This is a genomic window from Streptomyces sp. bgisy100, from assembly GCF_057709105.1.
The window spans coordinates 65,285-84,701 of the sequence record NZ_JBYITE010000006.1; the positions used below are offsets into that span (position 1 = coordinate 65,285).

15 protein-coding genes are annotated in these 19,417 nt (G+C 72.7%); 6 read left to right on the forward strand and 9 right to left on the reverse strand.

Going from position 1 to position 19,417, the window contains the following annotated elements; all coding sequences use genetic code 11:
* Position 1 precedes the first annotated feature (1 nt).
* The 7 genes from AC3EQ1_RS06215 to AC3EQ1_RS06245 all read right to left on the reverse strand — a co-directional run bounded on the left by AC3EQ1_RS06215 (position 2) and on the right by AC3EQ1_RS06245 (position 7,809).
* The gene (locus AC3EQ1_RS06215; protein ID WP_432093253.1) at positions 2 to 1,297 is read right to left on the reverse strand and encodes a haloacid dehalogenase-like hydrolase; all 1,296 of its coding nucleotides are present in this window, start codon (positions 1,295 to 1,297) and stop codon (positions 2 to 4) included.
* Positions 1,298 to 1,579: 282 nt separating this feature from the next.
* Complete coding sequence (locus AC3EQ1_RS06220; RefSeq protein WP_488187144.1) at positions 1,580 to 3,298, reverse strand: DUF6895 family protein; 1,719 nt, start codon at positions 3,296 to 3,298, stop codon at positions 1,580 to 1,582.
* Between the two features lie 37 nt (positions 3,299 to 3,335).
* Positions 3,336 to 3,548 (reverse strand): hypothetical protein, encoded by a 213-nt coding sequence (locus tag AC3EQ1_RS06225; protein ID WP_432093255.1) that lies wholly within the window; start codon positions 3,546 to 3,548, stop codon positions 3,336 to 3,338.
* A gap of 404 nt (positions 3,549 to 3,952) precedes the next feature.
* Complete coding sequence (locus tag AC3EQ1_RS06230; RefSeq protein WP_432093256.1) at positions 3,953 to 4,873, reverse strand: nitroreductase/quinone reductase family protein; 921 nt, start codon at positions 4,871 to 4,873, stop codon at positions 3,953 to 3,955.
* 836 nt (positions 4,874 to 5,709) lie between these two features.
* Positions 5,710 to 6,336, reverse strand: coding sequence for a GNAT family N-acetyltransferase (locus AC3EQ1_RS06235; RefSeq protein ID WP_432093257.1), 627 nt, complete (start codon positions 6,334 to 6,336; stop codon positions 5,710 to 5,712).
* A gap of 207 nt (positions 6,337 to 6,543) precedes the next feature.
* A complete protein-coding gene (locus AC3EQ1_RS06240; RefSeq protein ID WP_432093258.1) occupies positions 6,544 to 7,107 on the reverse strand; it encodes a GNAT family N-acetyltransferase in 564 nt (187 codons plus the stop codon).
* A gap of 174 nt (positions 7,108 to 7,281) precedes the next feature.
* Positions 7,282 to 7,809 carry a DUF3995 domain-containing protein gene (locus tag AC3EQ1_RS06245; RefSeq protein ID WP_432093259.1) on the reverse strand — a complete coding sequence of 176 codons (528 nt, stop codon included), beginning with the start codon at positions 7,807 to 7,809 and terminating at the stop codon, positions 7,282 to 7,284.
* Between the two features lie 232 nt (positions 7,810 to 8,041).
* Between AC3EQ1_RS06245 and AC3EQ1_RS06250 the strand changes: the two genes are divergently transcribed.
* The 3 genes from AC3EQ1_RS06250 (at position 8,042) to AC3EQ1_RS06260 (ending at position 10,766) form a co-directional block, all read left to right on the forward strand.
* A complete protein-coding gene (locus AC3EQ1_RS06250; protein WP_432093260.1) occupies positions 8,042 to 8,572 on the forward strand; it encodes a GNAT family N-acetyltransferase in 531 nt (176 codons plus the stop codon).
* A 436-nt stretch (positions 8,573 to 9,008) separates the two neighbouring features.
* Positions 9,009 to 9,911, forward strand: a complete 903-nt coding sequence (locus AC3EQ1_RS06255) for an LppU/SCO3897 family protein (protein WP_432093261.1) — start codon at positions 9,009 to 9,011, stop codon at positions 9,909 to 9,911.
* A 213-nt stretch (positions 9,912 to 10,124) separates the two neighbouring features.
* On the forward strand, positions 10,125 to 10,766 hold the full coding sequence (locus AC3EQ1_RS06260; protein ID WP_432093262.1) for an SMI1/KNR4 family protein: 642 nt from the start codon (positions 10,125 to 10,127) through the stop codon (positions 10,764 to 10,766).
* A gap of 77 nt (positions 10,767 to 10,843) precedes the next feature.
* Here AC3EQ1_RS06260 and pdxR read toward each other — a convergent pair whose 3' ends face one another.
* Positions 10,844 to 12,238 carry a MocR-like pyridoxine biosynthesis transcription factor PdxR gene (gene pdxR, locus AC3EQ1_RS06265; protein ID WP_432093263.1) on the reverse strand — a complete coding sequence of 465 codons (1,395 nt, stop codon included), beginning with the start codon at positions 12,236 to 12,238 and terminating at the stop codon, positions 10,844 to 10,846.
* A gap of 47 nt (positions 12,239 to 12,285) precedes the next feature.
* Here pdxR and AC3EQ1_RS06270 point away from each other — a divergent pair, with 47 nt between their 5' ends.
* Together AC3EQ1_RS06270 and AC3EQ1_RS06275 are read left to right on the forward strand one after the other, a co-directional pair.
* Positions 12,286 to 13,482 (forward strand): MFS transporter, encoded by a 1,197-nt coding sequence (locus tag AC3EQ1_RS06270; RefSeq protein ID WP_432093264.1) that lies wholly within the window; start codon positions 12,286 to 12,288, stop codon positions 13,480 to 13,482.
* Between the two features lie 229 nt (positions 13,483 to 13,711).
* On the forward strand, positions 13,712 to 13,987 hold the full coding sequence (locus tag AC3EQ1_RS06275; protein ID WP_432093265.1) for a hypothetical protein: 276 nt from the start codon (positions 13,712 to 13,714) through the stop codon (positions 13,985 to 13,987).
* A gap of 82 nt (positions 13,988 to 14,069) precedes the next feature.
* Here AC3EQ1_RS06275 and AC3EQ1_RS06280 read toward each other — a convergent pair whose 3' ends face one another.
* Positions 14,070 to 15,056 carry a phage baseplate protein gene (locus tag AC3EQ1_RS06280; RefSeq protein ID WP_432093266.1) on the reverse strand — a complete coding sequence of 329 codons (987 nt, stop codon included), beginning with the start codon at positions 15,054 to 15,056 and terminating at the stop codon, positions 14,070 to 14,072.
* Positions 15,057 to 15,902: 846 nt separating this feature from the next.
* On the opposite strand from AC3EQ1_RS06280, the gene AC3EQ1_RS06285 reads away from it, so the two are divergent.
* Positions 15,903 to 19,280 carry a pyruvate carboxylase gene (locus tag AC3EQ1_RS06285; RefSeq protein ID WP_432093267.1) on the forward strand — a complete coding sequence of 1,126 codons (3,378 nt, stop codon included), beginning with the start codon at positions 15,903 to 15,905 and terminating at the stop codon, positions 19,278 to 19,280.
* Positions 19,281 to 19,417 lie beyond the last annotated feature (137 nt).

The following is a 19,417-nucleotide window of genomic DNA, read 5'->3' on the forward strand; positions in this document are numbered from 1 at the left end:
ATCAGCTGCCGGAGACGACGTCCTGCTGGTCGGGCACGACACTGCCGTCCGGCCGCAGCACCGGGCCCATCGAACCGTCCGGGTTGTTGTACCCGGCGGTGGAGCACGGGTAGGGCGTCTTCTTGCGGGGCAGCGGCTCGATGAACATCGGGTTCACCAGCCACCGGCCGTCCGCGTCGTCGTACCCGCGGCACATGAACTCGTCCTTGTTGCGGTTCAGCACGAGGTGCGCGCCGGTGGCGTCGCCGACGAACGTCACATCGGTGTTCGCGTCGCCGCCGCCCACCACGATGCGGTGCGCCGCGTCCTGCCGCTTCCAGGCCGCGGCGCCCTTGATGCCGAAGATCTCCTGGTTGATCATGCAGCGCTTGCCGTCGATGTACGGGATGGCCTCGCCCTGCCCGGCCGGCACATCGCCGCACCCCTGCGTCCCGGTGGTGATCCGGCCCTTGCGGAGCACGCTGCGGATGGCGATCGTGTGGTCCCGGTCGATGCCCACACCGCCCGCCCAGGCGTCGGTGATCGGCTCGGCGCCCGCGGAGACGATGTAGACGTCGAACCCGGCCTGGCGCAGAGTGCGGATCAGGTCCTTCTGCTGCGGGTAGTAGCGCAGGTAGCCGGGGATGGTGTGGGTGCCCACGGTGCGCTTGCTCCCCACGGGGGCGGCCAGGAACTCGGCGCGCGCCTGCCGGGCGAACGAGGTGAGCCGGTCCGGGGTGTGCCCGGCGAACAGCTGCGGCACCCAGGCGTACTCCGGCACCGTCCGGCGGTGGTTCCAGCGGCCGGCGAAGGCCTCCTCTCCGTCCATGGTCTTCGCGGTGCTGCGGATCTCGAAGATCTCGTCGGTGCACCGGGTGTTGGTGGAGGTACGGAGTGGGGCGCCCACCGGGACGGAGGTGCCGCAGGCTTCGGTGAGGGCGCGGTCGGCGGCCGGGGTGAGCCACTTGCTGGTGGCGCTCCAGCTCTTGGGCCGCAGGATCTTGTCGTGCTGCAGGGCCCAGGCGAGCGTGGCGTCCGTGGTGTCGTTCTTGACGACGGTGTTGTCCCAGTCGAAGGCGGCAACCGGACGGCCGTCCGGGCCCGGCTTTCCGCACCGGCCGCGCTCGTCGACGACCTGCTGCAGCCGGGCGCGGTTGTCGCCGTACCAGGTGAGGTCCCGGGACAGCTGCGGACACGGGGCCGAAGAGGTGACCGGGGCCCCGGCGGGGGCGGCGGAGTCGGCCGTGGCGGGAACGACGGCGACGACCGTGGCTGCGGCGGCGAGGCTGAGGGCAGCCGGTATGGACATGTTGCGCATGGACACTCCGGTGATGACGGTGGGAGGCACACCGTACCCGGGGCCGGGCCGCGCCGCGCGGCAGGTATGCACCGAGGAATGGGGCCGCGGCCAGGGGCTTTGTGCCCGGCACGGGACACAGCGTCCGGCCCCGCGGGCACGGGCCGGACGGTGTGTCGGGTGCGGCCCGGAGCGTGCGGCAGCGGTGCGCGCGCAGCACCGGCGTTCGCCCGCGGGGCGGCCCGGGCGGACTTCCCGGATTCCCGGTTCCTCGCCGGAACCCGCGTCCCGCCGTGGCGGAGGTCAGCGGGCGTCGACGCGGACGGCTCCGCCACCGGCCGGGACGTCCTCACCTGGATTCCCGGGAGCGGAAGTCGTCATCCCGGCCAGTGCGGTGACGATGCTCCGGGTCCAGGAGAGCCTGCACTCCTCTCGGCGGCCGGGTTCGTCGCAGGCCGGATATCCGAACCCGCCGTCCGGATGCTGCTGGGCGAGCAGGAAGCCGGCCAGGTCGCGGGTGAGCCGGTGCCCGCCATGGCCGGCCCGGGCCAGTTCACGCAGCAGATGAGCCGCCTTCCCCAGGTGGTACGTCCGCCGGGCGTCCAGCAGCTCCGTGGCGCACGCCTCCGGGGTACGGCCCGCCGCCCCGGACGCGCCCCCGGTCAGCTCCGCCGCGCGCCGCACATCGATGAGGCCCAGTCCGGCGAGGCGGTGGACGTTCTCGGCCGCCTCCGCGGGGACCGCGTTCAGAGAGCCGATGACCGCCGCGGTCGCCCCGAGGAACCGCTCCAGGGACGGGCAGGCCGCTCCCGACGCGCGCAGCGCCACCGCGAACTCCCCGGCCACCTCCATGCCTTGCTCCTGCCACACCTCCGGTCCGGCGTCGGCGAGCCGGTCCGCGAAGTGGCGCAGGGCCGGTCCGGCGAGCTCCGGCTCCCCGAGGGCGGACGCCCCGCACGCCGCCGCGGCCACTGCCGGAAGCCCGGTGCGCACGGGATGGCGCACCCCGTTCGCGGCCAGCCAGGCGACCGCTCGCCGCAGCGGCTCGGCCGGCTCCATCCTCGCGGCGGGAGGCGGTGGCGGGGGAGTGACGGTGATGTCGGGGCTGCGGTCCAGCAGTCCGGCCAGGGCGGCGACGATCGTGGTGTGGTAACCCTCCGCCCAGCGCCGGTGCTCCGGGTCGCTGTCGGCGAACTGCGGGTGCACGATGCCGCTCGGCCCGTTCACCCGTCCGTCCGGCTCCTGGACGGCGGCCAGGAACTGCCGGGCCTCGTCCGCGGCCGGCGACTCCCTGACGCCGAGGCACAGCAGGCAGCAGAGGAGTTCGCCGACCAGATCGGCGTTCTGCCGGGCGCGGCAGACGACCAGGAGTGCGTCGAGGAGCTCCACGGCCTCCCCGGGGGCGAAGCCGCGCGGCCAGCGGGGGCGCCGCAGTCCGAAGTCCGTGACATAGAAAACCGTGTGGGTGACCGCGTAGATGTCGCGGTCGGTCAGCTTGAGGACATTCGGACGGTTGCAGAGCAGGGAGAACGGCAGCACGTCGTCCATGGCGGGCAGGGGGTGCTCGATACCGCAGACCTGGAGCGTGTGCAACAGGTCCAGTTGGCGATAAGGGATCCGCTCGAAAGCGGTGGCGTACCCGCCCGCCGCGGCCTGTTCCACGAGATGCCGGAAATCCGGGTCCTCGAATCCGCAGAGCCGCAGCGCCGCATAGGTGCCGGCATAGAGCAGCAGCGCGTCCTCGTCGCGGGCGATGAGTTCGCGATAGGACGGCCGGGCCGCGATGTGCCGGATCCGTTCCAGCAGCGACGCGTAATCGCTCTCCAGCGGGGCCGGGACGAGCCGTGCCCGGAGTCCGACCAGAAACGCGGTCTCGATCAGCGCCTTGCGGACGAAGAGCACCTCGTCCGGGCCGACGTCCCCGGGGTCGATCAGGGTGCGGCGCGCAGCGAGCCAGGCGACCGCCCGTTCCTCCACTGCGCGCCCCGACGATGATCGGCGGCCGGTCCGGTCATGGTCCATGGAAGGTCTCCCGCCGATCATCGACTTACCGGTGAAATCAGTTGGCTGCGCCGGATTCGGCCGACTCGGCGACCTCATTGGCGACGACGAGGACGTACCGCTCCCAGGCGAGGACATATCCTGCGACGTCCTCGAGCTGGCTGACCTGGCCGACTATGCGCTCCAGCGGAACGGTGAGATCGACGAGGCCACTGGTTCTGACGAAGTCCAACGCCTTACGGGCGTCGACGGGCGGGCACGGTGTGGACATGGTGGTGTTCTCCTGTGGGTGGTCCGACAGTTGTCGCGAATATCGCCACCCCGCATGGTCAAGTAACCAACTTCCCGGTTCCATGCGCCAGTTCGACGTGTCGCAGCCCTTTTGTCACGGCGAATCGCCGGAGTCAAACCACTCGGACGGGGGACGCATTGTTCCTGATTTCGAGGGGCTCCCCGATCTGTTGTCGAGGCGCTCCCCGGCCCGTCGGGAGTGGGGCTCCCGGGGAAGGCGGGACGGGCGGGACGGGCGGGACGGGGCAGGTCGAGGATCGAGGGCCGGACGCGCCCCGGCCCGTCGGTGGTGAGCCGCACGGCGTTCGATCGTCGCTGCCCGCTGCCCGCTGCCCGCTGCCCGTTGCGCCGGCCGGGACGGCGGCCGCCCCGGCCGGCTCTGTGTTACGACGGGTTGGGCGGTCCGGGCGGGAACGGGATCTCGGCCAGCACCGGGATGAGTGACTCCTCCTCGTAGTCGAGGTGGGCGGTCAGTTCGGTGGACATCCGCTCCAGTTCGCTGCGGAACCGGTGGGGATCGGTGGTGCCGATGCTCCCCAGCAGGCCGACGAGTTCGTCCTTGATGCGGCCGACGGTCCGGTGTTCGGCGCGCAGCCGGTCGAGAGCCGCACGCAGATGAGGATGATGGGCGTCGAGGGAAGGAAAAGCATGCTCGTCCTCGCTGGTGTGATGGAACGTCAGGGACTGGCAGAAGGCCAGACAGTGCTGCCGGATCTGTAGTCCCAGCGCCGGCGCTGGCGGCGCACCGGAGCCCTCCGCGGCTGCGCCCGGGCGCGCGGCGAAGTGGGCGTCCGCCTCGGCGCGCACCTGCCTCAGCTGTGCGCGCAGCCAGGTGTGGACCTCGATCAGCTTGTCCGCCAGGTTGGTGATCTCGCGGGGCGTCTCGTCCGGGTCCGGCTCGGAGCGTTCCAGCATCACGACCGGCAGGGTCCGTACGGTGCGGGCCTGGTAGTCGGCGAATCCGGGCGCCGCGTCCACCACCTGGGCGAACAGCCGGTCCCGATGTGCGCCCTCGGCGGGCACGGCGACGGCCGAGAACTCCTCGGTGCCGAACTCCACTCGTACCAGCGGGTGGGCGAGCAGGTTGTGGTACCAGTCCGGATGGCGCGGCGCACCGGCGGCGGACGCCACGACGAGCAGCCGGTCGCCGTCGCGGAAGCAGGCGAGCGGGGTGGTGTGCTCCCTCCCCGACGTGGTGCCGGTGGTGGTCAGCAGCAGGAGGTCGCTGCCCTCGAAGGGGCCACCGACCTTTCCTCCACGGGCTCGGAACTCCTCGATCACCGATCGATTGAAGGACAGGGTCATACGGTGTGGGGTCTCCCAACATGATGATGTGGACCCGCGACGGGTGCGCGGGAACGGAGATGGTGCGGGAAGCAGGCAGCACGCCGTGACGCACGCCCTTCATCCGGAAGCGGAGACCCGTGGCGCGCACCGAGCGGGAGCGGACGCCGCGACGCCTCTACGAGGGAGGTGCGGGTCGGACGGCTCGGTGCGTGAGGTCACGCCGCGACGGCGCGGCGTCGCGGAGGACGAGGGACGAACGCGGACGTGGCTGCGTCGGACGCGGAAAACGTCGGACCTTGCTACGTCAGATGCGGAAAACGGAGTGGGTACTCACGGCATCGTCCCTCTGTGACAGTGCTCGCCCGGCTGCCGACCTGCCCACTGCTCTTTGGTCGGCGCCACGTGGCACGCGGACCATTAGAGCCAGCCGGTGGCGGCATGTCAACGCGGAATCCGGGCCGGGCGGCCCGGTGTTCGCCGTGCGGCCCGGAACGGCAATCACGAAGCCCATGGCTGTGAACGGAAGCGGAGTTGCCGTGAGGTGCTTACGAGACTGGGCCGGCTGCGCCGACGCAGGGCGCCGGGCCCTCGGTGACCCCGGTGGGCGGTCCGTGCCGGGTCCTGTTCTCGCGTGGCGGTACCCGGCGCGGTCCTGCTCTCGGGCGGAGGCGCTGTGCCGCCCGCCGGGCTCGATGGCCGAACTGCGGGCAGACCACACGGCAGACAGGCCAAATTCCTTCGCAGGGCGTGCCGCAGGCGGCCGGACCGGCCGCCTGCGGCCGAGCCGATCGCGACCGGGGAGCATCCTGCCCCGGCGGCGGTGACCGCCGCCAGGGCAGGCGGATTCCTGCGGTTCAGAGTTCCCGAGCGGGCTCCGGATCCGGGATGAGCTGCTTCTCCAGCAGGGTGACGTCGTAGACGCTGCCCAGCCCGCCGTCCTTCGGCCGGCGCGCGTCCACGACCGTGTAGCCCGCCGCCTCGTAGTACGTCCGGAGCCGGGGGTTGGAGGCCAGGCAGTCCAGCCGGCACACCTCTCGGCCGGTGGCGGCGATACGGCGCTCGGCCGCGGCCAGCATCCGGCGGCCGGTGCCCGGCGAGGCCACCCGGCGGTCGGTCATCAACCGGTGCACATAGCCGGCGTTCGACGGCTGGTGGCCCCAGGCCGCCCGGTCCTCCCACCACAGCTCCCAGGCTCCGGCGACGGGACCGTCGGGAGCCAGGGTCGCGATCCAGACCTCGCCGTCCTCGAGCCGGGCCCGGAAGTGGTCCTCACCGAGTTGTCCCGGCTTCCACTGGTCGATCCCATGGGCGATCTGCCATTCGGCCGCCGCGTCCCGGAGACGGACGAGCTCGCTCAGATCCTTTTCATCGGCATGCCGGAAGGAGAGTTCCGGGTGCCCGGCCGAATCGCCGACCGAATGGCCGTCGAGATCAGGGGAGTTGTGCAGTCGCTCGAAAGATAAAGGTATGTTTCTGTCCACGGAACAACACTCTATGTCCGGCCGACGTTGTCTGCTCCGCCGGACCTGGAGCACCGGGATTCCCCGGTGAGGACGGTGTACCTCGCGGAGCTCCCCCGGCTGCCGACTCGGCGGGATGTGGCCGAGGACGCCGGGGGAGCTGCCGGTCCACCCTGCTCGCACCGTCGACCCACCCCAGCCGCGTGGTTCACGGTCGGCAGGCCCGGATCAAGGCGGCCAGGATTCCCGCAGGGGAGGTGGGGCAGCGCCGTCGGCGTCGGCTCTTGAGCGGTCCCGTCCGGTGACGGTGAGGTCCACGTGCGCCGTCACCGCGTCTCCCTGGCGCCGTGGTTCGATGCCGATGCGGGTGACGAGACGGTGGACAGCGGTGTTGTCGGGCGTGGTGTGAACGATCAGCGCCGAGGACCCGTCGGCGCGGGCCCGGTGGACGAGCAGGTCGAGGACCGCGCCGCCGACGCCCTGACCGCGGTGGGACCGGCCGATCCACAGTCCCGCTTCGACGGTTGCCGGTGTGTCCGCGACCGGGCGGAGCCGTGCCGCCCCCACCACGGTCCGGTCCACGAGGACGGCGAACGTCGTCTCCACCGGATCGGCCGCCAACGACCGCGACCGGTGGAACCGCTCGAAGGCCTGACGCCGTTCGGCGGTCCACCCCGGTGGACCGGGCAGCGGTGGCATCACCTCACCGGGATCCGCGTCCGCCACCGCGGTGCGGAGCAGTTCCTCGAGGAGTGCGTGGTCCAGGAGGCGGAGGGTCACGTCGGTGCGCATGAGCGCACCTTGTCACTCCCGGCTCGTCGCCGCCCCTCAGTTCTGCGGGACTGTCGGAAACGGCGAGGGGACAACAGGCGCCCGACGGATCGTTGCGCCGCTACGAAACCACCCGCACGCTGATGTGCAAGGAGCCCTCGTAGGCGGTTCGTTGTCCGGGGCGGCGGTGGCGCCTCAGGAAGCCGGAACAGGACCGGCCGCGGTGTGCCTCCCGTACCGGAGTGCGGCGAGGCCGAACGCCAGGCCCCCGACGACGAACCACGGATTCCACAACGCGAGCGACCACGCCCGCTGTTCCGGGGAGACGGAGGCGACATCCCCGGACGTGTCCGCGAGAAGCAGCACCTCGATGCCGATGCCGCGCGCCAGCAGCAGGATGCCGATTCCCCAGCCCGCCGAGCCGATGAGCAGTCCCGGAATGCCGCCGGGCCGGGGACGGGTGAGGAGCCAGGCCGGCAGCGTGGCCGCGAGGCAGAGCAGTCCCACGCCCCACAGGCCGAACACCACGAACCACTGGGGTCGTTCGGCGGCCAGTGCCGCACCCGCGGACACGCTGAGGCCGCGGTCGCCACCGAGGGCCCAGTAGAAGTGCGCAGCGGCGAATGCGGCCGCCCAGAGCGAGGCGGCCCGCCCGTACACCGCCGTCGGTTTGCTGCCCGTCTCCATGTCTCCCCCGCCCGCGAAGTCCGTCCTCGCTGCCACCACGGCACCGTAACCGCTCCCGGTTCCGCCTCGCCCGGCCGCTCGCCGCGGGCACCGGGCCGACTCGTCGGTGTGCGCTCCGGGCAAACGCGGCCGACCGGGCATCGGCGGTGCGGGCATCCGCGGTGCGGGCATCGGTGGTGCGGGCCCCGGCGGTGCGGCCCCCTGCCCTTGAACAATCGGCCCGAATAATGAGGGGTCTGCCGGGGTCGGGAGTGCGTACCGTGCCCGTATGCCCGAGCTCCAGTTGCTCCGCCTCGACCACGCAACGGCCCTGCTCGCCTTCGAGCAGGAGAACCGTGCGTACTTCGCCGCCTCCGTACCGGACCGCGGTGACGACTACTTCGCACACTTCGAGGCCCGGCACCGCGGGCTCCTCGCCGAGCAGGCCGAGGGACGGTGTCTCTTCCATGTCCTGGTGGGAGATGCCGGCGAGATCGTGGGGCGGGTCAACCTCGTGGACGTGGCGGACGGTTGTGCCGAGCTCGGGTACCGGATCGCGGAGAAGGCCGCCCGCCGGGGCCTGGCCACGGCCGCGGTCCGGCAGATCTGCGGACTCGGCGCCACGGAATACGGCCTGAGCTCGTTGCGGGCCGCTGTGACGCTCGACAACGCGGCGTCGCGCGCGGTATTGATCCGCACCGGCTTCCGGGCTGTCGGCGAGACTGTGCTGGACGGCCGGCCGGCGATCTCCTATGTACGGGAGACTCGATCAATCGCGGATCGTGTCGACTCGCATGAAGGTGGAGATGTGATGCGCTAGCTTCGCAGGGCTGCTCTCACGGCCGCCATGGTCGGTAGCGTCAGCATGCTCGGGGGGACCGTTGTCTCGGCCCATGACGCCCACAAGGCCCACAAGCACCGGGACGCCGACGTGAACGACTGCAACCAGCGCTCCGAGAACCACAACGAGACGTCGCAGAACGGTCTCGTCAACCTCTCGGACACACCCATCACGCTGCTCGGCTCCGGTCCTTCGGAACGGCGGCGACTCAGCAGATCTGCGGCGACAAGAACTGGCGTAACGACATCGAGACCGACACGGACTCGGGCGACGCCGACGGTGAGCTGAGCCCGGGGCTCCGTGCCCCGTCCCCTCCCGACAGTGCGCCCCCACGAACCCCGTCGCCGGGCCCTTGGTTAAGGTGCTCCGGCGTCACCGCATCCGGGTGCCGCGCGCGAACCGAGGGGGAACCACCGTGGCCAGCCCGCCGCCACCGCACGGCTCGAACCCGTACGCCCAGCCGCCCCCACCGCAGCCCGGCGCGCCGTACCCGCCGCAGCACGGCGCGCCGCCCCCACCGCAGCCCGGCGCGCCGTACCCGCCGCAGCACGGCGGCTGGGGCACCCCGCCGCACGTGGGTGCACCCGGGTACCCCCAGGGACAGCCGGGGGGACCGGCGTTCGCCGGGCCGCACGCGTACCCGTACGCTCCGCAGCCCGCGCCGTACCCCGGCGGCGCGCCCGGCTGCCGGTTCTGCGGTGCGCAGCCCGCGGTCCAGGCCACCGTGCGCGGTCACCAGGGCATGGTCGTCATCATGCGGTTCCTGAAGACGACGGGGCCGTTCTGCCGGAACTGCGGGCTGGCCACGCTCCGCGACATGTCGGCCAACACCCTGGTCGCGGGGTGGTGGAGTCCGCTCTCCACCATCTTCACGCCGATCACCCTGCTGATGAACCTCCTCGGGCCGCGCTCCGCCCTGGCGAGGCTGGCGCCCCCGGCCGGCGGCTTCCGGCCCTCCCTGGACCCCGGCAAGCCTCTGACGCGCCGGCCCCAGGCCCTGCTGTTCCTCGTTCCGATGCTCCTCCTCCTCGTGGCGATCCCCGTGCTGATCGTCATCGGTGCGGTGGCCGGGGACGGGAGTCCGGACGGGGGCGTCGAGCGGGCCGAGACGCTGACCGTCGGCGACTGCGTGCGGAACGAGGGCGACTGGAAGGACCAGGACCTGCGGATCACCGACTGCGGGGCGCCGCAGGCGGAGTACAAGGTGAGCCGCAGCCTGGACGAGCAGGGCGAGAAGTGCGCCGACGGCGAGTACTACGCGGACCTCAAGTACGGCAAGGGCGGCACGACGAGCCTCTGTCTCAAGACCCTCTGGTAGCCGGGAGCCGGCGGTTCCGGAAGGGGGCCTCGGGCAGCCGACGCGTCCATGGATGCGGTGCCGCCGCCGTGAACACCCGCCGCCCGTACGGACGTTCCGCACCTGCCTACCTGCCTACCTGCCTACCTGCCTACCTGCCTACCTGCCGGCCATCCATGTCGACTTCGCCCCCGAAGCGCGTGACGGGGCCGCTTACCGAAGGGACCGGGGAGCATGACCGGATTGTGGACGGGCGTACGGGAGCGCGTGCTCGCCCTGCGTGAAGCACCGGGCGCGCGCCAGGTGTTCGGCGCCGACCCGGACCGGAGCGGCCACGGTTTCCTGCTGCGGCCCCCGCTCACGGAGGACGTGCTGGCGGCCGGCGAGCGGGCCATGGGCGTCCGCCTGCCCGAGGACTACCGGTGCTTCCTGCTGGAGGTGGCCGCCGGGGGAGCGGGTCCCGACTACGGGCTCTTCCCCGTCCAACGGTTCGACGGCGCGCGCGCCGCCGAGGCCGCGGTGCCGTTCGTCCCCGTGGTGGACGAACCGCCCGAGCCGGAGCGTGCCGACTTCGCCGACGACGCGGCCTTCCAGCAGGCCTGGGCCGACTACGAGCGGCTCGTCCTCGACGAGATGCACGACCGGGCCGACCACGGGACGGTCATGCTCGGCCACCAGGGCTGCGGCTACTACACGTTGCTCGTCGTCAGCGGACCGGAGCGGGGCACCGTCTGGGACGACGTGCGTGCCGTGGGCGAGTGGATCGTGCCGCGGGAGAGACCGGACGGCAGCCGCGTGAGCTTCGCCGACTGGTATCTCGACTGGCTGGAACGGGCGGAGGGGCGGGCCCGGGGCGGGGGTTCCCCGGCGCGGTGAACGGCCCGCCCGGCAGCGCCGTCCGGACGAGGCGCCGGCCGGCCCCCAGGGAGACGGTCACTCCGGCGCTCCCCGGGTCAGCACATCGGCCACCGCCGCGATCCCGGCCGTGATGGCCCGTTCGCCGACGTTGCCGAACCCCAGCACCAGCCGTACCGGTCCCGCGGCGGGGCGGAGCGGCAGGCGCTCATGCCGTAGAGGCCGACGTTCCGGTCCCGCGCCGCGGCGACGACGGACCGTTCGTCGTGGTGGCCGCCGAGGCGGGCGACCGCGTGGAAGCCGGCCGCGAGCCCGGTCACCTCGACGTCCGGGGCGTGCTCGGCGAGTGCCGCCAGCAGCGCGGTGCGCCGGGCCGCGTAGGTCGTCCGCATCCGGCGCAGGTGGCGGTCGAAGCGCCCGGACTCGACCAGGCGCGCCAGCGCCAGCTGGTCGAGGGCGGGAGAGCCGCGGTCGTTCACCCGCTTGCTCTCGACCACCGGCGCCGCGAGTGCGGGTGGGCAGAGCAGCCAGCCGATGCGCAGCGCCGGGGCCAGGGACTTGCTGACGGTCCCGATGGCGATCACCCGGTCCGCCGCCAGTCCCTGCAGCGCGCCCACCGGCTCCCGGTCGTAGCGGAACTCGGCGTCGTAGTCGTCCTCGATGATCAGCGCGTCCCGCCGCACCGCCCAGTCCAGCAGCGCGAGCCGCCGCTCGGGGGAGAGGGCCACACCGGTGGGCCACTGGTGGGCCGGGGTCACGACGACGGCGCGGGCACCGGTCGCCTCCAGTGCCCGGACGTCGATGCCCTGCTCGTCCACCGGCACCGGGACCGTTGTCAGGCCCGCCCAGCCCGCCGCGGCGGCCACGGCGGCGGGGGAGCCCGGGTCCTCGTGGGCCACGGTGCCGATGCCCGTCCCGGCCAGGGCGCGCAGCGCGAGCCCGAGCCCCTGGGCATAGCCGGAACAGATCACCATCCGGTGCGGGTCCGCCGCGGCTGCCCGCACCCGCCGCAGATAGCCCGCCAGCACCTCGCGCAGCTGGGCCTCGCCGCGCGGATCGCCGTAGTCCAGCGCTGCCGTCGGCAAGGTCCGCGCCGCCTCGCGCAGCGCCCACAGCCAGTCGGTGCGCGGGAAGCCCCGCAGATCGGGGACGCCCCAGCGGAAGTCCGCCGTCAGAGGTTCGGGTGCCGCGGGGGCGCTCGTCGGGCCCGGGGGCACGAACGCCCCGGCCGCGATCCGGGTGTCGGCGCCGACCCGCGTCACCAGATAGCCCTCGGCCCGGAGCTGGGCGTAGCACTCCTGCACCAGGCCGCGGGACAGCCCGAGGCCGCGGGCGAGGGCATGGGAGGACGGGAGCCGGTCACCCGTCCCGAGCCGTCCGGACCGGATGGCGTCCCGCAGCCGGCCTTCCAGCTGGGCCCGCAGCGGTTCGCGGCTCTCCCGGTCGACGGTCAGCAACAGGTCGGGCGGCCCACCGGACCACTGCAGCGGCATGGAACTGGACCTTACCGGTGATCCGGTCCGGACCTAGCGTGCGTCGCATGACCGCACCGATGAGCTCACCACCACCCGTGCCCGCCGTCTCCGGGGCGCGGCCGCCGCTGCTGTCGCGGGCGTTGCTGCTGCGTTTCGTGAGCATCCTGGGGGCGTCGACCAGCTTCTACCTGCTGCTGTCCGTCGTCCCCCTGTACGCGGCGGCTTCCGGCGGAGGAGGCGGCACGGCGGGGTCCGCCATGGGAGCGCTGATGCTGTCCACGGTCGTGGGCGAACTCGCCGCACCGCGGCTGGTCGCCCGCTGGGGCTACCGGGTGACGCTCGCGGCGGGGCTGGTCCTGCTCGGCGCGCCGGCGCTGGTCCTCACGGTCTCCGGGAGCACGGCCTGGATCGTGACGGTCTGTCTGGTGCGCGGTCTGGGCTTCGCGTTGACCGTCGTCGCCGGGGGCGCCCTGACCGCGTCACTCATTCCGGCCGAGCGCCGGGGCGAGGGGCTGGCGCTGGTCGGTGTGGTGTCGGGGGTGCCGTCGGTGCTCGCCCTGCCGTTGGGCGTATGGCTCGCGCTGCACGTGGGATACACCCCGGTCGCGGTCGCCGGGGCGGTGGCGGCCCTGGCCGCGATCGCCACGGTGCCGGGGCTGCCCGACCGCGATCCGGCGGCGGGGCCGCCGCTCGGGATGCTCGCCGGCCTGCGCACCGGAGGACTCGTCCGGCCGGCCCTGGTGTTCGCCACCGCCGCGCCGGCGGCCGGAATCGTCGTCACCTTCCTCCCGCTCGCCGTCCCGCGGCAGTTCGCGGGACTCGTCGCCGTCGCGCTCTTCGTGCAGCCCCCGGCCACCACGCTGGCCCGCTGGTGGGCGGGCCGCCGCGGCGACCGGCACGGGGCGGCCGGGCTGGTCCTCCCCGGCCTGCTGCTGTCGGCGGGCGGTATGGGCGTCCTGGCGCTGACGCACAGTCCGGTCGCGGTCGTGGCGGGCGTCGCCCTGTTCGGCGTCGGCTTCGGCGCCGTCCAGAACGCCACGCTCACCCTGATGTACGCCCGGGTCTCCACGACGGGCTACGGCACCGTCAGCGCGCTGTGGAACCTCGCCTACGACGCGGGCATGGGCATCGGAGCCGTCGGATTCGCAGCGCTCGCGGGCCGGACCGGGTACCCCTGGGCGTTCGCGGTCACCGCGGTGCTGATGCTCACCGCTGTCGCCCCCGCGTGGGCCGACCGTCGGTGCGGCGACGGCGAGCGGTGACGCACGGCTGTGGGCAGCACCCCGGTCGGCGGCGGGTCCCGCTGCCCCGGCCGTTCCTGCGGCGGATTGCCCGGCCGTTCCTGCGGCGAACAGGTGATGACGACGGGTCGGCGCAGCGACGCAGGGGGCAACTGCCCCGCCCCGGTGGAGGATGTCAGCCGGACACCGGGCCGGTGCCCGGCCGCGGGCGGCCGACGGCGCCGGGAGCCCGCGGAGACGGAGAGGCCGTATGCACGCTGTACTCGTGACGCTGACGATCGAACCGGTGCTGGCACCGGTGGCCGCCGCCGCGCTGATGGAGGACATCATGCCGAGCGTGCGCTCGGCGCCCGGCTTCATCGCCGGGTACTGGATGGAGCCGGTCGACGGCCGCGGGCTCTCGGTGGTGCTGTTCGAGAGCGAGGAGCAGGCCCGTGCGGCGACCCCGCCCGCCGTCGACTGGACGGCGCCCGGGGTCACGATCGAGGGCACCGAGGTCCGGCGGGTGGCCGCCACGGCGCCCTGAGGCGACCGCTGCGGCCCGCGGCGCGCCCCGGTGCGCGGAACCGGGTGGCCCCGGGTTCCGCGCACCGGGAGGTGCGGCCGGCTCAGACCAGCGCGTTCTTGTAGAAGATGTTCGAGCGCCGGTCGCCCGGGTCGCCGGAGGCGAAGCCGAGGAACAGCCGGGCCTCACCGGAGTCCGTGCGGTAGACCGCCATGCCCTCGGCCTCGCGGAAGGACAGGGACTCGCCCGCCTTCGTCAGCACCGGACCCTCCTTGATCTTCCCGGTGTTGAGATCGACGCTCGTGATCTCCGAGTCGACCACATTGCCGTTGGTGACGTAGTCGGTGCCCGTCAGGCAGTACAGGTACTGGCCGTACGCCGTGTAGCCCTGGAACTTCGGGGACTTGGTGGGCAGCGCGGGCTGCGGGAAGTTCACCTTCGGGGTGCCGAAGGTCCCCGCCGACGCCGCGGCGAGGTCGTAGACGGCGATGTGCTTGACCCCGTCCTTGTGGTAGCGGGTGACCAGGTTGTTGTGGACCGGGTCGATGGAGCAGGTGTACTCCGTCGCGCCCGCGATCGGGGCGAACTTCCGGATCGCGGTGGAGGTGTTGGACAGCGAGCCGCCCTTCACGAACTTGAAGCGGGCCAGCCGGGTCCCGTAGCCGCCCGTGTTGGCGTCGACCTCGGTCCACAGGTAACTGTCGGTGCCGCTCGGCTCGACGCCGAAGGCCACACCGTGCCCGAACCCGGAGAGGTGCATGTACGAGACCTGGTCGCCGGCGAAGTCGAGCTGGGTGACGCAGAGGTTGCCGAGCTCGTCCTGGCCGCTGCCGTTGCGCAACTGGGCCACGAAGAGGCGCTTGTTGACCTGGTCGAAGGCGAAGCTCTGCTGCACGGTGTCGTCGTGCAGCGTCTTGCCGCGGAACAGGTCGTAGGACGGCTGCGTCAGGTCGAACCGGGCGGAGGCCGGGACGGCGGCGGACGCCGCGGCGGCGCCGTGGCCGAGTCCGAGGGCGGCGAGGCCGAGGCCGCCGCCGGCGCGGAGCAGACCGCGGCGGCTCAGCGGGGACCCGGGGTTGCGGGGGGACATGTGTTCCTCCAAGGGGGAGTGCAGTCGAGTGAACGGCAGGTGGCGCCCGGGAGCGGGAAGGGGCGGGCGCGGTCCGGGCCGTCCCCCCAGGGATCATCTGTCTGAACCTGATCATCTTTAGTGGCCGAATTTCGATGCAACAGCAGGTTTCCGGACACCCTCTGGGTGATATTCGGTCAGATCTGACGGCGAAAGCATCCCGGAGCCGTGGCCGGGCCTCGGGGTCCTGCCCTCGCGGCCGGCGGGACGGGCTCCCCGGTATGCGCCGCGGTCCGCGCGGTGTGGGCGCGGGGCGGGGTTTCCGTCCGGCGGCCTGCCGGTGACACCCGGACGACGGCAGCGGCCGCGCCCGGGGGCAGGGGTTGTCGCGACGGATCCGGTTCCGCGTCGCCGCGGAGGGACGATTCCGTGTTCCCGCCGCCTTCCCGGGGGCGGGCCCGTCCCGGCCGGGATGTGGCGCACGCACGCCCTTGGCGCCGCCCCTCCCGCCGCGGGGCCGCGCCCGGCCCGAGCCGCCGCAGGAGACCCGCTCCCGCCCCGGAGGGCGGCCACCAGGGACGGTGTCGGCGGTACCGGTCCGGCGGCACCCGCCCCTGGCCACGGCGCCGGCCCGGCGGCAGGGCATTCCGAGACCGGGCATTCCGAGGAGTGAGACCAGGTGAGAGCCCTACGGGAGGGTACGGTCACCGTGTGTGGCGTCCGGGGAACGAACCGGTCGAAGTGTGGACGGCCGAAACACCCGGCCGCGAGAACTGGATCACATCAGGGCAGCATTTTGAGCCACCTGGGCAGTACTGTCACCGACAAGCTTGGGTTTTGCACGGGGCAGGTAGAAGGGATCGGGCAATGTTCCGCAAGGTGCTGGTCGCCAACCGTGGAGAGATCGCCATCCGCGCTTTCCGGGCCGGCTATGAGCTCGGGGCGAGGACCGTCGCCGTGTTCCCGCACGAGGACCGCAACTCGCTGCACCGGCTCAAGGCCGACGAGGCGTACGAGATCGGCGAGCCGGGACACCCGGTGCGGGCCTACCTCTCCGTCGAGGAGGTCGTCCGGGCCGCGCGCCACGCCGGTGCCGACGCGATCTACCCCGGATACGGATTCCTGTCCGAGAACCCCGACCTCGCGCGGGCGTGCGAGGAGGCGGGCATCACCTTCGTCGGTCCGAGCGCCGACATCCTCGAGCTCACCGGCAACAAGGCCCGCGCCGTCGCCGCGGCCCGCGCCGCCGGCGTGCCGGTGCTCGGCTCCTCCGAGCCGTCGACCGATGTGGACGAGCTGGTGGGGGCCGCCGACGAGCTCGGCTTCCCGGTGTTCGTCAAGGCCGTCGCCGGCGGTGGCGGCCGCGGAATGCGCCGCGTCGAGGAGCCCGGCGCGCTGCGCGAGGCCGTCGAGGCGGCGTCGCGCGAGGCCGAGTCCGCGTTCGGCGACCCGACGGTCTTCCTGGAGAAGGCCGTCGTCGAGCCGCGCCACATCGAGGTGCAGATCCTCGCCGACGGCGAGGGCAACGTCGTCCACCTCTTCGAGCGCGACTGTTCGCTGCAGCGCCGCCACCAGAAGGTCATCGAGCTGGCGCCCGCACCCGACCTCGACCCGGAGCTGCGCGCCCGGATCTGCGACGACGCGGTGAAGTTCGCCCGGCAGATCGGCTACCGCAACGCCGGCACCGTGGAGTTCCTGCTCGACCGCGACGGCCGGCACGTCTTCATCGAGATGAACCCCCGCATCCAGGTCGAGCACACGGTGACCGAGGAGATCACCGATGTGGACCTCGTGCAGTCGCAGCTGCGCATCGCCGCCGGCCAGACCCTCGGCGACCTCGGCCTGTCCCAGGACACCATCCGGCTCCACGGCGCGGCGCTCCAGTGCCGCATCACCACCGAGGACCCGGCCAACGGCTTCCGCCCCGACACCGGCATGATCAGCGCCTACCGCTCGCCGGGCGGCTCCGGCATCCGCCTGGACGGCGGCACCGCCCACGCCGGTACGGAGATCAGCGCCCACTTCGACTCGATGCTGGTCAAGCTGACCTGCCGGGGCCGCGACTTCGAGACGGCCATCGGCCGCGCCGCCCGCGCCGTGGCCGAGTTCCGCATCCGCGGCGTGTCCACGAACATTCCGTTCCTGCAGGCCGTGCTGGACGACCCGGACTTCCAGGCCGGCCGGATCACCACCTCCTTCATCGAGCAGCGCCCGCACCTGCTGACCGCACGGCACTCCGCCGACCGCGGCACCCGGCTGCTCACCTACCTCGCCGACGTCACGGTCAACAAGCCGCACGGTGAGCGGCCCCGGCTGGTCGACGCCCGCAGCAAGCTGCCGGCGCTGTCCGCCGGTGAGCCGCCGGCCGGCTCGCGGCAGAAGCTCGTGGAGCTCGGCCCGGACGGATTCGCCCGCCACCTGCGCGAGTCGCCCACCATCGGCGTCACCGACACCACCTTCCGGGACGCCCACCAGTCGCTGCTCGCCACCCGCGTCCGCACCAAGGACCTGCTCGCCGTGGCCCCGGTCGTCGCCCGGACCACGCCGGAGCTGCTGTCCCTGGAGTGCTGGGGCGGCGCCACCTACGACGTCGCCCTGCGGTTCCTCGCCGAGGACCCCTGGGAGCGGCTGGCCGCCCTGCGCGAGGCCGTCCCCAACATCTGCCTGCAGATGCTGCTGCGCGGCCGCAACACCGTGGGCTACACGCCGTACCCCACCGAGGTGACGAACGCCTTCGTCCAGGAGGCCACGTCCACCGGGATCGACATCTTCCGGATCTTCGACGCCCTCAACGACGTCGGGCAGATGCGCCCCGCGATCGACGCCGTCCGGGAGACCGGATCGGCCGTCGCCGAGGTCGCCCTCTGCTACACCTCCGACCTGTCCGACCCGTCGGAGTCGCTGTACACGCTCGACTACTACCTCAAGCTGGCCGAGAAGATCGTCGACGCGGGCGCCCATGTGCTCGCGATCAAGGACATGGCCGGACTGCTGCGTGCCCCCGCCGCGGCCACCCTGGTGTCCGCCCTGCGCCGGGAGTTCGACCTCCCGGTGCACATCCACACCCACGACACCGCGGGCGGCCAGCTCGCCACCTACCTCGCGGCCATCCAGGCCGGCGCGGACGCGGTGGACGGAGCCGTCGCCTCCATGGCCGGCACCACCTCCCAGCCGTCGCTGTCGGCGATCGTGGCCGCCACCGACCACTCCGAACGGCCCACCGGGCTGGACCTCCAGGCGATCGGCGCCATCGAGCCGTACTGGGAGGCCGTCCGCAAGATCTACGCCCCCTTCGAGGCCGGTCTCGCCTCCCCGACCGGGCGGGTGTACCACCACGAGATCCCCGGCGGCCAGCTCTCCAACCTGCGCACCCAGGCCATCGCGCTCGGCCTCGGCGACCGCTTCGAGGACATCGAAGCCATGTACACCGCCGCGGACCGCATCCTCGGCCACCTGGTGAAGGTCACCCCCTCCTCGAAGGTCGTCGGTGACCTCGCGCTGCACCTGGTCGGTGCCGGGGTCTCGCCGGAGGACTTCGAGGCCGAGCCCAACCGGTTCGACATCCCGGACTCGGTCATCGGCTTCCTCCACGGCGAACTGGGCACTCCGCCCGGCGGGTGGCCCGAGCCGTTCCGCAGCAAGGCCCTGGAAGGCCGCAGTGCCGCCAAGCCGACGCCGGAGGAGCTCTCCGCGGAGGACCGCGAGCAGCTGGACACGGACCGCCGCAGGACCCTCAACCGGCTGCTGTTCCCCGGCCCCACCAAGGAGTTCGAGGCACACCGCGAGGCCTTCGGCGACACCAGCGTGCTGGACAGCAAGGACTTCTTCTACGGTCTGCGCCCGCAGCAGGAGTACACGGTCGACCTCGACCCCGGTGTGCGGCTGCTGATCGAGCTGGAGGCCATCGGCGACGCCGACGAGCGCGGCATGCGCACCGTGATGTCGAGCCTGAACGGCCAGATGCGGCCGATCCAGGTGCGGGACACCTCGGCGGCGTCGGACATCCCGGCGACGGAGAAGGCCGACAAGTCCAACCCGGGCCACGTCGCCGCGCCGTTCGCCGGTGTGGTGACCCTGACGGTCTCCGAGGGCGACCGGGTGGAGGCCGGCGCCACCGTGGCGACCATCGAGGCGATGAAGATGGAAGCCACCATCGCGGCGCCTAAGGCCGGCACGGTCTCCCGCCTCGCCATCAACACGATTCAGCAGGTGGAGGGCGGAGACCTGCTCGTCGACCTCGGCTGAGCCGACGGTCCCGACGGGCCGGCCCGGGCCGAACCGACGGACCGGGAGTGGGGTGCGGGTGTGTGCGGAGTGCCGCCGGCCCGCACCCCACTCCTGTCTGCCCCCGTGGCCGGCCTCCCGCCGGTCGGCCATGCGCG